The sequence below is a fragment of the Pseudoalteromonas sp. J2K-J979 genome, from assembly GCF_058169715.2.
The window spans coordinates 1783201-1795599 of record NZ_CM200281.1 but is presented as its reverse complement, the minus strand read 5'-3'; the positions used below and the strand labels follow the sequence as shown (position 1 = coordinate 1795599).

The window sequence follows — 12399 nt, the reverse complement described above, 5'->3', positions numbered from 1 at the left end:
CTCAGGCCTCACTCAATGCTTTTAGACATACGGATAAATGTGCTAAACCAGTGTTTGGGGCGATCTGAACCTTAGGCAGTTTTAAGCCATAGGTCAATTCATCATGATGGGCTTGTTGTAACAAATACGCTAGGTATTCTAAGCGTGTTTCAAACTCATCTGGTAAGGTAGAAAAATCAAACATAATTTGGCCATTACTCAATTGATTAAACTGCTTACTCACCAGTTCATGCTGTTTCGCATAATGCTTCCAAGAGATACGTGAAAAACTATCCCCTTTTTGATATGTTTTGATCCCATCAAAATCATCTGTCCCTTTCAATTGGCTCATGTGCTCCCCCTCATCAGGAAGGTCGTAAGCAGGAGAGTAGTTCATTAACGTTCGTTGATTAGGATGAATAAAAGTCGTATCTTGATAGACGAGATAACTCCAAATAGTTATTAAACCAAATGGATAACTACTGCTTATTTTAATTCTTGGTAGGGCGTACAGACCTCGTTTAGAGGGCGAAAATGACAAGTGGACTGTTTGTGCAATACGAGAGCAATCAATGGGCTCTCGTTGCTTTAACCACTGGCCATCGAACTGAATTCGTTGCGCTGAGCGAATGTTTTTAATTGAAATAAATAATTCAAAGCCTGCCTGAACATCACCCGGTTGACACTTTATATACTCAATTTCGGTGTTTGATAAATTCAAATACCCTTGTATCACTGACACTAATAACAAAGAGAGTAATAAATAACTTGTCATAATGATCATGTTATTTTGATAATTACTACCTAATAAAAAAACTAAAACAGCAAAACATAAAAATGCCAAACCCAAGCGGGAAGGGAGCACGTAGACATTTTTATGCTTAAGGATGAGTTTTTTTAGGTGATGCTGTCTTTTAACTAACTGCTGATTGATTCGAGCTTCAATCACGCTCTTGACGCGCTGAATCATCTTTATAAAGGCACAGAAACGTCAGCCAAGATTTGATCTATTAGCTGCAAATCATGTTGGTGACTATTTAAACTCAATCGATGTTGAACCACACTGGGCAATATGGCTTGGATATCATCTGGAGTGACATAATCACGGTGATGAATATACGCCCAAGCTTTACCCGCATTGACTAGCGCAAGACTGGCTCGAGGAGAAAGTGGCATTGCAAATCGGCCAGGTTCACGGGTGTAATTAACAATCGCAAGAATATAATCGATTACAGGACTCGCAACAGTAATTTCAGATACTTCTGATTGTATTTGTTCAAACTGATCTTTTTCTAGGTTATGTGCCAGATTTTCTATGGCAACATTTTGGCCTAATAAAATTTGCCTTTCTGCAGCGATATCTGGATATCCAAGAGATATTTTCATTAAAAAACGATCTAATTGAGACTCTGGAAGTGGAAATGTACCAGCTTGATAGATAGGGTTTTGTGTCGCAATGACAAAAAATGGGCTGGGTAACGAATAACTATGGCCATCAATACTCACTTGACGTTCTTCCATAGCTTCAAGTAATGCACTTTGTGTTTTTGGACCGGCTCGATTTATCTCATCAGCTAAAATAACTTGGTTGAATAACGGCCCAGGATGAAAGCTGAATGTTTTATCGGTCAAATCAAAAATAGAAGAACCAATAATATCTGCTGGTAATAAATCGCTCGTAAATTGAATGCGCTGATAACTTAAATTTAATGATGAGGCTAACGCATGCGAAAGTGTTGTTTTTCCCATCCCAGGTAAGTCTTCAATTAATAGATGACCACGGGCTAATAAGCACGTTAACGCTAATTTTATTTGTTTTTCTTTACCAATTATCACTTTGGATAGGTTAATAATCACGTCATCAATTAATGAACTCATGAATTTCCTAAATACAATCATACTGTTTGTAAATTAGAATAAAGAGTTAATCCGTGTTTGCCAATCACCAAATTGGTTTAATTTATTTTTAATAATATTTAGCAAAGAAATCTTTCTGGCTGGGTATAATTTTGTATGGTCTAAAAACCCTAAAATGTCCGATACCGTCTAGTATTGGACATTAGAGGCTGTCGGATTATTTAAAAATTAAAAAGCCTAACCATCAGTATCAAAAACACACATAATAACCTATAATTAATGTTATGTTAAATTGACTGTTTGTTTAAGCAATTAATACCTACCTAAACTAATATTTATTCTCTTTTCTAGAACTAACTTTCTAATACTACGATTAAACAAATAAAAAACTTTAACCCAATTAACAGCGTTTTACTCATTAGAAACGAGCACCTCAACTAATTCCTATCCCACAATAGGATAAAATAAATTGATGACCCATATAACGCCTTGGAAATCTATAAAGTACTGAGTTTAAAATCGCATAGCTCATGCTTTGGCGTTGTATTTTACTTAACAAAACATCACATACGTTCATTGCCATTGCGCTCTTTTAACATTTCGAAACTTTACAGTTTTAAGCACAGCTAATCAGAACTTCGTAATAAGTTAATTTGAGTCTTTTCTGTATCCTGTTAAATATCTCAATCCTATATCATCGCTCAAGAACACAATGATGAAGATGAGCCTGACACTACTTCTGTATTATTGAAAAAAGGCTAACTAACGTAATATCAATTAGCCTTTTGTTTAATGACACTTTATTCATAACCACGTGGTTTTTTAGTTTTTATTATTGCTATATATGCATGCCAGCTGGCGTAACTTAGTAAAGGCATAATAACTATGAAACCAGCTGCGCCTGTTGCAAATCCCAAAGCGATAAAAACAAATATACAGATAGACCAAACTAACATTGCAGAAAAATTGACTTTCACTGCATGAATTGACGATACCACAGCTGTCATAATATCAACGCGACGTTCCATCATGATTTGTGGTGTAAAGGCAGAAATAGAAAACACTGATACTAATAAAATTCCACCAATTATCGATCCTAAGGTTAAAAATGCGGATAACTCTTCAAAAGTTGGGTTTGCATAACTTGGATAAAGCGCATGAACTAATGCAGCCAAGCGCATCCAAACAATCATTATAACCATCAATAAAATAGCAAAACCCCACTCTCCTACTGGATTACGAAACATTGACTTGAGCGAGTGAGATAAAGTTGGCGTGTGTCCTTTTTCAAGCTCCCAAGCAACATCATAGAGGCCAACGGCAAAAGCCGGTCCTATCAAAGCAAATGCAACTGTTGCTGGTAAAATAACGAGGTAGGTTCCTGAAAAAACAACTGAGTAGACGATTGCAACGGGAATGACGGTAAAAATCAATCCGTATACAAGACTCAAAATTGGCGCTTGCGTCATATCTTTAAACGCAAGTGCAAGCCAATGGAAGGCAGAAAAAGTACTTACTTTATTACACGCTAAACAACGTGCAAACTCGGTGTTTTTATCTAACGCATTGGTTGTTGGCATAATGTGCTCCTTTTTAAAGTCACTCTTTAGGTTTAGAACATAGAGCTGTCATTTACAAACAAGACACGAGCTATACGTTGAGATTCACATTGACGTTCAGTTTTTTCACCTTGACGATAAATTTAATTCACTGTTATTCGAACAAGTTTTATTTTAAAAATACCTTACAAACACACAGTGTGTTTGCTCAATTAATTTTTTTAGGAAAAAGAATGAAACACTCTATTTTAGCCATCTTACTTGCTTTGTCTTCATCGTCTGTTTTCGCTGAAGATACGTTACCAGAAGCACCAAAAGAGCTAGTTAAAGATTTTACTGAAATGTGTTTAAACTGGGCAAAAGAAGACGACATTGCAACTGAAGAATTAAAAACATACGTACTTAATTGCGTAAATGACGAACTAACTTCAGAAGGCTATAAGAAAGTAACTGAAGTTAAAATTTAAAATCAGATTTTAAAGAGTCAAAAAAAACGCCGCTTCTAGCGGCGTTTTCAATTATTAAATACTGACACGCTTATAATCGCGATAAGTTGGCATCCAGTAATTACGATTAATCGCAGCCCAAATTGCCTCATCAGATATTTCTAGTGCAACCCCCTGCTCGATTGCTTTTTTAGCCACGGCAAAAGCAATCTCTTTACTTAATTCTTCTATTTTAGTCAAAGCTGGTAAGAGACTTCCTTTTCCTGTATTTGCAAGAGGTGATGAAGCAGCTAACGTTTCACTTGAGACCATTAACATTTCGTCAGTTATGATTTTCGCTTTTGACGCAATCACACCTAACCCAATTCCAGGGAAAATATAACTATTATTACACTGTGGGATTGGGAACGTTTGACCTTCAAACACTGCAGGCTCAAATGGACTCCCCGTTGCAACTATTGCCTGACCTTGTGTCCAATTAATCACATCCTGAGGCACTGCTTCTACTTGTTTTGAAGGATTGCTCAATGGAAAAATAATTGGCTTTTCACAACCTTGGTGCATTGCACGAATAACTTGCTCAGTAAATAAACCAGGTTGCCCTGATACGCCAATTAAAATCTGTGGCTTGGCACAATGCATCACATCTAATAATGAAGCATACTCGCCACTGTAGGTCCAATCTTCGAGTTGCTCGGGTTTATGTGTTAATGCCTGCTGGAAATCACGCAGTCCTGCCATCCCATCAGTTAATAAACCAAAACGGTCGACCATAAAAATTTGACTTCGCGCTTGTTCATCAGTTGCGCCTTCAAAAACCATTTGGCTAATGATTTGCTCTGCAATACCACATCCTGCTGAGCCTGCTCCAACAAAGACTACTTTTTGATCAGACAGCTTTTGTCCTTTAACACGACAGGCCGCAAGTAAAGAGCCTACGGTGATTGCTGCAGTACCTTGAATATCATCATTAAAACTACAAATATCATTGCGGTAACGTTTTAATAAAGGCATTGCATTGGGTTGTGCAAAGTCTTCAAATTGTAGTAGAACATTAGGCCATCGACGTTTGACTGCATTAATGAAAAGGTCTAAAAATTCATCATACTCTTCTTGGCTGATACGTTTATGACGCGCACCCATATACATTTGATCATTAAGAAGCTTTTCATTATTAGTGCCTACATCTAACATCATAGGTAATGTGTAAGCAGGACTTATCCCGCCACACACAGTATAAAGAGCTAATTTACCGATTGGGATCCCCATTCCGCCAATCCCTTGATCTCCTAGGCCTAAAATGCGTTCGCCGTCAGTCACAACGATGACTTTTACTTTGCCTTTAGTAGCATTTCGTAAAATATCATCAATATTATGACGATCTTCATAAGAAATGAAGAGTCCACGCGCACTACGATAGATATCTGAAAATTGCTCACACGCATCACCAACGGTTGGCGTATAAATAATCGGCATCATTTCTTCTAGATGATCACGAACTAAGCGGTAATACAAGGTTTCATTGTTATCTTGAATTGCACGTAAATAAATATGTTTATTAAGGTTGTCAGTAAAACTCGAGTACTGTTGGTAACAACGTTTGACTTGTTCTTCAATGGTTTCAAATCTTGGTGGCAACAAACCAGCTAAATTAAAACTCTCTCGTTCGCGTTTAGTAAATGCACTACCTTTATTCAATAAAGGGGTTTCGATCAGTTTAGGACCTGAATGCGGGATATATAGAAAATTATTGGTATCTTTATTATTCATTTGATCTCAAGCAAGTTAAATTTGCGACTATAAAGTATAACCGCTAATTATTGCTGTTAATCATAAAATTACAAGCAAAAAGCGTCTAAGCTGACCACTGAAAATTAATTTAATCTGCTTTTTAACATTCTCATTACAGCCATAACAGCACATTAAAAAAGCGGCCAATGCCGCTCTAAAAATTAATGGTTTAACTCAGACAGAGCAACCCCTTCTCGACGGGGATCTGCCCCCCCAAATAATTGACCCTTTATAATTTCGATACCATGTAAACCAGAATTTAAGTCCGCTATGCGTACCGAATGCCCCCTTTGTTTAAACCAGTGGCTTAATGAAGCAATTTCAGAATCTTTTTCTAGAGTGGTAACTTTATTACGATTAGTTATTTTGGCTAAATTAATGGCATCTTGAATAGGTAATTGCCAATCGAGAACTGCGATCATTGTCTGAGCAACATAATTGATAATTCGACTCCCGCCGGGTGAGCCTATAATTAAGCGAATAGTACCATCTTGATTGAATACAATCACTGGCGACATCGAACTTCTGGGGCGTTTGTTAGGCTCAACACGGTTAATTAATGGCTGGCCATTCTTTTCTGGGCTAAGTGCAAAATCGGTTAACTGATTGTTTAATAAATAGCCATTTACCATGAGTGTTGAACCAAAAGCCATCTCAATAGAGGTTGTCATTGACACAGCATTCCCATTGCTGTCAATAACTGAAAAATGGCTGGTCGAAGGAAGTTCATAAGCATCATCAGAGACTTTTGCTAATTTTATTGCCGGTTCCCCTGCCGATGCATGGCCCATATCATGATCACTGATTAGTTTTGCTCTGTTTGCAATATAGTCAGGCGTTAATAATTGGCTTACATCAATGTCATTAAAATCAGGATCAGCTAAATAGACATCGCGATCAGCAAAAGCAAGTCGTGAAGCTTGGGTAAAGTAATGCAAAGCCTGTTTATCGTTTGCGCTAAATTGACCGATATTCTTATGCTCAAGTAGCTTTAATATCTGTAATACTGCAACCCCTCCAGAACTTGGCGGCCCCATAGAGCAAATTTTGTACTGGTGATACGGTGAGCAGACTGCAGGGCGGGTTTTAGCTTGATAGCTATTTATATCTTGAACCGTTAATACACCTGGCGCAATCGCAGAGTTTTGAACTGTAGTTGCAATTTTTTCTGCATTATCACCGTAATAAAAGGCTTTCGCGCCTTCTTTTGCTAAACGCTGATAAAAGTGAGCGAGTTGTGGGTTTTTCTTTACTGTACCAGCTTCGAGTGCTTGACCATTGGGGAAAAAATAATCTTTTGTCCCGGGTATTTGATGTACTCCTGGGTTAAATTTTTTGCTAAGCAGTTTTTCTAATCGGGGTGAAACAATAAACCCTTGTTGTGAAAGCGTTATAGCCGGTGTAAATAAGTCAGCCCAAGGTAAATGACCATGTTGTTGATGCGCTTTACTCATTGCAGCCACGACTCCAGGGACTCCGACTGAGCGCCCACCGACCACCGCTTTAATCCACGAAACAGGTTGCCCAGTTGTCTCATCAAGAAACAATGAGGACGTTGCAGCTCTGGGGGCTGTTTCTCTACCATCATACGTGATAAGTTGATTTTTGGCCTTATCGAAGTGCATTAAGAATGCTCCGCCACCGATCCCTGAAGACTGGGGTTCGACTAACGTCAATACGGCTTGAATCGCAATTGCCGCATCAATCGCACTACCGCCTTTCGCTAATATTTCTTGCCCCGCTTTTGCTGCATATGGGTTCGCTGCGACGACCATATATTTATGACCTAGCACCGCTTTTTTTAGTTCAAAGCCTGTTTTGGCTTCAGGCTCGCGGTCTTCTCTTGGCAAATTAGAGGCCGACATAGCGATAAAAGGAATGAAAGCGGCAATAATTAAGGATGAAAATCTAAGCATTTAGTATCTGTCTGTTTTTTATCTTGTTGGCATATTAAAACTAACTTGGCACAATAAGCAAAATAATTATAAGTATATAAGTTAAATGTCGAACTTCCCTATCCAGCGCCACTACATAATTAGCCCTTTAACATTACTTTTTATTGCGGGGCTTTTACACTTTGCTGATCTCAGTTCAGTATTACAATACGACACATCCTTGATTGAACAAGGCCAATTATGGCGTCTGTGGAGCGGTCATTTTGTCCATTCCAATTTGAATCATCTGCTACTTAATAGTGTGGGTATCGTATTAATTTGGGCACTGCACGGTGAATATTATCGACCCGCTTTTTATGCCTTTTTGTTGTTTATTTTAGCTCTATTTATCAGTTTAGGTTTGTTTGTTTTCTATCCACAAACAGCAATTTATGTGGGATTAAGTGGCGTGTTACATGGCTTAATTTTAATAGGAGCGATTATAGATACCCAAAAAGGACATCGTTCGGGTTATTTACTTTTTTTTGGGGTATGGGCAAAGATTATCTTCGAACATTTCCAAGGCCCAAATTTAGAACTCAGTGATTTAATTAACGCACGTGTAGCCATTGAATCTCATTTATTAGGTGCTGCTGCTGGTAGTTGTTATTGGTTTTATGCATTCTTGGAAAAACAAAAACGCCACAATTAGTGTGGCGTTTTTTATTCTCTTATAAGTTTTCTTTAAACAATTTATAGATACGACGGTATTCATCTAACCAACCTGAAGGTTGACGGAATCCATGGGGTTCTACTGGATAAATTGCTGTTTCGAAATCCTCTTTTTCAAGTTCAATAAACCGTTGTACTAAACGTACCACATCTTGAAAGAAGACGTTGTCATCAACCATCGGCGCGTTAATTAGTAAGGGTTCTTGTAAGCCTTCAGCAAAATAAATAGGTGAGCTTCGCTCATACGCGATGGGATCGACATCTGGATGATTCAAAATATTTGATGTATAGGGTGCATTATAATGTGCCCAATCACTCACTGGTCGAAGTGCAGCCCCTGCTTGGAAAAGCTCAGGGCGTGTCATAAGCGCCATAAAGGTCATAAATCCACCGTATGATCCCCCGTAAGTTCCGACAGCGTCTTTATTAACATTCACATTTTCAACCATCCAAGTGATACCATCGGCTAAATCTTCAATTTCCGGTTTGCCCATATGACGATAAATCGCAGTGCGCCAATCACGCCCATAACCTTTAGAAGCCCGATAATCCATGTCCATCACAACATAGCCTTCGCTCGCAAGTAAAGAGTGGAACATAAATTCTCTAAAATACCCTGACCAACCTAAGTGTGAATTTTGTAGGTAGCCCGCACCATGATTGAAAATAACAGCTTTACGATTTTTTCCTTGTTCACCAGGCACATAGTCTGCAGGATAATATACTTTTGCATAAATCGGCTGCTCAGTATTACTTGAAGGTACCGCTACTATTTTAGGGGTAATTAGTTGCGTTTGTTTAAACTGTTCAGTCACTGTGTCAGTGAGTTGTGTCAACTCAGCTTTAGGTAATGCATTTGCAACGAATAACTCAGGCGGTGAGACTAGTTTTGAGTGAGTTAACAAGAGCTTTTGACCATCAGGACTTAACTGGTAATCTGTCATCCCATTTAAATCAGTTAAAGCCGTGTTTGTCTTGCTCGCTAAATCTAATTGGTACACTTCATAAATACCAGGATGCTTTTTATTAGCTTTATAAATTAGGCGGTTATTCTTGGTATCTAAAGTAAGATTCGAGACAACAAATTGACCTTGGGTGTGCTGTTGTACCTGACCTGCTAGCGAGCGAGTGTAAATATGACTATAACCAGACTCTTCAGATAAATAATACAAGGTAGTGTTATCTGCTAACCAACCAAAATCGTTATAGGTATAGTTAACCCATGCCGCATCATGTAAACGGTGTTGTGTCACAAACTGGCTGTTTTCAAAATCAACGGTGGCTATCCAACGATCTTTGTTATCCCACGCTTCGAGCATGACAGCAACTTGATCACCTGCGGCATTCCATTGAATCGCCGACTGATCCCAGCCCCAATCCATCATTAAATTAATGTCGCGAGGTTCGGTCTGACTTTTATATGTTTTTCCATCACGGGCATAGTTTTCAGTTTTGACACTGGCTAAGACATCTTCATCAAACCCAGGTAATGTCTCAAACGCGAGTGTAGTCTGTGTTTTTTTATCGAGCTCAAGCATTATCACTGTCGAGCCCGAAGATTTTTCATCGGCGACTCGACGACGCGCTGGCACTGATTCAATACCAGCATCTTGAGTGATGTAATTGGGCATAATATCCGAGTCATCACGCCATTTACTTTCTGGTTTAATCACCACAATCATACGCTTGCCATTGGGTGATAAACTTGCAGAGACAAGTGTTTGTCCTTTGCCTAAATAAAATTGGTTCGAAAAAACTGACGAATTAGCTTCCGACAGTAGCTTATCGCGCTCTGCGCGATCTTTCTTATTTTTATGAGTTAACGCCACAAAATCAATCAGCTTATGCTGCTCTTTTGCAATATACGATGTAGGCTCAGTGATCCCTTTGGGCTCATCGGTTAAATTTAATTGCGCTAACTGTTGAGTAAATCCAGTTGTTAAATCGACCGAATAAAATCCATTTCCTTGACGATAAGCTAAATGCCCATTGTTTAAAAACTGTAAGTTAGATGCACGATCATTGCTGCGGGTTATTTGTTTCAGCGATGAGTCTTTAATATTTTTTACAAAAATATTACCTTTAAAGACATAAGCTTGAAGTGAGTTGTCATAATTAAATATCGCATTGTGACTGCCAATTTGATGGCGTTTTTCATCCGAGACTAAATGTGCCTTTTCACCTGAGATTGGCTGGTGAAAAATATCTCGAAGCTCATTACCAACCTGTTTTTGTGAATAAAAAATCGAGGCAGAATCTGCGGCCCAGTAGCTTCGTTCAGCAGAGCGGGCTATCCAATCAGGATGTGCCATAGCTTGTTCTAAACTCATGGTGTGTTCAGCTGTTAGATTAGGATTCGCTTGTTCAATGCTTTGGGCACCACTTGCCATAGTCGATTGGGTGACTTGTGTCGTTTGGCAGGCCGTAAGTGTTAAACTTGCGGTGATGGCCAATGCGACCAAAGTTTTGTTTTTCATAATGCTTCTTCATACTCAGCTAAAATTGTCTTTATTAAACAAATATAAACAGTAAATAGCAATTGAATTGGACAAGCAAAACTGTCAATTGGTCGACTTTAAGATAAAAAAAGGTCAGCTCAAGGCTGACCGAATACTCTGCGCTAGCAATTTAGGGTAAAACAATCGGGGATGATTGCTTCATATATGTAGAGTCATTTATTATTGATTAGTTCAATTTTTATTCAAAATATTTTTATCAAACCACTCTCACCATAAAAATCTGCGATTAACCAAATCTCAGTAAAAGGGTGACGCTCTGCAAGTGGGATATCAGCTAAGACCCTGTTTAAATCATGCTGTGTCCAACAACTACTGGCATTACGTATCACCAGCCACACTTGCTGGCTGTCATAATGCTTCTTAGCCTTATTATTGAGCAATCTCTCTAATGCGTTTTTCAAGCGAAGAGTTAAATCAGATTCGGCCATTTGTGCAATTGCTTGCTCCATTTCTAATGAAAGTGGCCGCCCGAGTACTGCCATAGCTTCAGTTTCTGAGCCATATAAGTGTGCAATTTCTAAATCCAATTGTTGGCCATTTCGATAACAACTCACATCGGGCTTTGCTGGTTGATTATGCCAAATATGACGCATGGGTATGGCAAATTGATTCTCGTACAGCGTCATAAAAAGCTTGGCCGCTTGGTGCTCTAACGTTACTTTCTCAAATTCGCTTTTATTATTTTTCATTGTAATTAAATTACACCATCAATAATCATTAGTAACATTATACTGCTGACTATCATCCACAAGATGATCGCCATCAAAAAGGGTTTGGGCCCTACTTCTTTCAATGTTTTTAATGACATACCTGAGCCAATTAAAAATAACGTCATGATCAAAATTTGTTTTGCGATAGAGCTAAGAGCCTCCCATACAGGCTGATACTCAGGGAATTGACTATTAATTAATGCTGCAAGCACAAAACCGACAATAAAAAGTGGAAGACTCGCGCGCTCTTCAGATTTCCAAAATACACCGGCTATTGCAGTATAAGGAATGATCCACATCGCCCGCGTCAGCTTAATGGTGGTGGCAAGTGCAACGGCACCTGCTCCAAAAGAAGCTGACGTTGCAACAACTGAGCTCGTGTCATGTATCGCAAGTGCTGCCCAGTACGAAAATTGCTCTTCGGTTAAATTAAAATAGTGACCAACAGCAGGAAAAATAAATAACGCTAAGGCATTGAGTGCAAAAACAATTGCTAATGCAACGGCTATTTCATCGTCTTTTGCTTTAATCACTGGGGCCATCGCTGCTATCGCAGAACCGCCACAAATTGCCGTTCCAAAAGAAATTAATAACCCTGTATTACGCGCAACTTTAAGCCATTGCGCCAGTATTTCACCTAAGCCAATAATGGCTGTAATACTCACTAACGTTAATACTATAGAGTCGCGACCAACTTGCAGCACTTGGTTCACATCCACAGAAAACCCTAAACCGATGACTGCACATTTCAAAGACCATTTACTCAGTTTTGCTGCGCTGACATGAAATGGATTACCAAAACAGGCCGTGAAAAAGAACCCCATTATCAGCGCAGTGCCTGCACCAATGGCCGGCGTCAAACACAGTGCGAGTAATACAACATAACTTGCTCTTAGAAAAGTAATACGATTGATAGCCATTAATTTACTCAT

Annotated in this window: 10 protein-coding genes; 2 read left to right on the top strand and 8 right to left on the bottom strand. The window is 38.8% G+C overall.

Going from position 1 to position 12399, the window contains the following annotated elements; genetic code table 11:
- Position 1: 1 nt before the first annotated feature.
- The 3 genes from AC3KVK_RS08260 to AC3KVK_RS08250 form a co-directional block, all read right to left on the bottom strand.
- Positions 2-754 (bottom strand): DUF58 domain-containing protein, encoded by a 753-nt coding sequence (locus tag AC3KVK_RS08260; RefSeq protein ID WP_490312004.1) that lies wholly within the window; start codon positions 752-754, stop codon positions 2-4.
- Between the two features lie 197 nt (positions 755-951).
- Entirely contained in the window at positions 952-1857 is a 906-nt protein-coding gene (locus AC3KVK_RS08255; protein WP_490312005.1) for an AAA family ATPase, read from the bottom strand.
- Between the two features lie 779 nt (positions 1858-2636).
- Positions 2637-3416: a DUF2189 domain-containing protein gene (locus tag AC3KVK_RS08250; RefSeq protein ID WP_490312006.1), complete on the bottom strand. Its 780-nt coding sequence runs from the start codon at positions 3414-3416 to the stop codon at positions 2637-2639.
- A gap of 212 nt (positions 3417-3628) precedes the next feature.
- Here AC3KVK_RS08250 and AC3KVK_RS08245 point away from each other — a divergent pair, with 212 nt between their 5' ends.
- On the top strand, positions 3629-3862 hold the full coding sequence (locus tag AC3KVK_RS08245; protein WP_490312007.1) for a hypothetical protein: 234 nt from the start codon (positions 3629-3631) through the stop codon (positions 3860-3862).
- A 54-nt stretch (positions 3863-3916) separates the two neighbouring features.
- Here AC3KVK_RS08245 and AC3KVK_RS08240 read toward each other — a convergent pair whose 3' ends face one another.
- Positions 3917-5611 carry an NAD-dependent malic enzyme gene (locus AC3KVK_RS08240; RefSeq protein ID WP_490312008.1) on the bottom strand — a complete coding sequence of 565 codons (1695 nt, stop codon included), beginning with the start codon at positions 5609-5611 and terminating at the stop codon, positions 3917-3919.
- A gap of 182 nt (positions 5612-5793) precedes the next feature.
- Positions 5794-7548 (bottom strand): gamma-glutamyltransferase, encoded by a 1755-nt coding sequence (gene ggt / locus AC3KVK_RS08235; protein ID WP_490312009.1) that lies wholly within the window; start codon positions 7546-7548, stop codon positions 5794-5796.
- 85 nt (positions 7549-7633) lie between these two features.
- Here ggt and rrtA point away from each other — a divergent pair, with 85 nt between their 5' ends.
- Positions 7634-8218, top strand: coding sequence for a rhombosortase (gene rrtA / locus AC3KVK_RS08230; RefSeq protein WP_490312010.1), 585 nt, complete (start codon positions 7634-7636; stop codon positions 8216-8218).
- A 19-nt stretch (positions 8219-8237) separates the two neighbouring features.
- Here the strand turns inward: rrtA and AC3KVK_RS08225 are convergent, their stop codons facing one another.
- The 3 genes from AC3KVK_RS08225 to AC3KVK_RS08215 all read right to left on the bottom strand — a co-directional run bounded on the left by AC3KVK_RS08225 (position 8238) and on the right by AC3KVK_RS08215 (position 12399).
- Complete coding sequence (locus AC3KVK_RS08225) at positions 8238-10715, bottom strand: S9 family peptidase (RefSeq protein ID WP_490312011.1); 2478 nt, start codon at positions 10713-10715, stop codon at positions 8238-8240.
- Positions 10716-10939: 224 nt separating this feature from the next.
- Positions 10940-11446 carry a hypothetical protein gene (locus AC3KVK_RS08220; RefSeq protein ID WP_490312012.1) on the bottom strand — a complete coding sequence of 169 codons (507 nt, stop codon included), beginning with the start codon at positions 11444-11446 and terminating at the stop codon, positions 10940-10942.
- 5 nt (positions 11447-11451) lie between these two features.
- Positions 11452-12399: a YeiH family protein gene (locus AC3KVK_RS08215; RefSeq protein WP_490312013.1), complete on the bottom strand. Its 948-nt coding sequence runs from the start codon at positions 12397-12399 to the stop codon at positions 11452-11454.

What these genes read in the sequence shown, in the direction of transcription:
- AC3KVK_RS08245 (WP_490312007.1), top strand. Translation starts at nt 3,629, where the DNA reads ATGAAACACTCTATTTTAGCCATCTTACTTGCTTTGTCTTCATCGTCT.
- AC3KVK_RS08240 (WP_490312008.1), bottom strand. Translation starts at nt 5,611, where the DNA reads ATGAATAATAAAGATACCAATAATTTTCTATATATCCCGCATTCAGGT.
- AC3KVK_RS08225 (WP_490312011.1), bottom strand. Translation starts at nt 10,715, where the DNA reads ATGAAAAACAAAACTTTGGTCGCATTGGCCATCACCGCAAGTTTAACA.
- rrtA (WP_490312010.1), top strand. Translation starts at nt 7,634, where the DNA reads ATGTCGAACTTCCCTATCCAGCGCCACTACATAATTAGCCCTTTAACA.
- AC3KVK_RS08260 (WP_490312004.1), bottom strand. Translation starts at nt 754, where the DNA reads ATGACAAGTTATTTATTACTCTCTTTGTTATTAGTGTCAGTGATACAA.
- AC3KVK_RS08220 (WP_490312012.1), bottom strand. Translation starts at nt 11,446, where the DNA reads ATGAAAAATAATAAAAGCGAATTTGAGAAAGTAACGTTAGAGCACCAA.
- AC3KVK_RS08215 (WP_490312013.1), bottom strand. Translation starts at nt 12,399, where the DNA reads ATGAGTAAATTAATGGCTATCAATCGTATTACTTTTCTAAGAGCAAGT.
- ggt (WP_490312009.1), bottom strand. Translation starts at nt 7,548, where the DNA reads ATGCTTAGATTTTCATCCTTAATTATTGCCGCTTTCATTCCTTTTATC.
- AC3KVK_RS08255 (WP_490312005.1), bottom strand. Translation starts at nt 1,857, where the DNA reads ATGAGTTCATTAATTGATGACGTGATTATTAACCTATCCAAAGTGATA.
- AC3KVK_RS08250 (WP_490312006.1), bottom strand. Translation starts at nt 3,416, where the DNA reads ATGCCAACAACCAATGCGTTAGATAAAAACACCGAGTTTGCACGTTGT.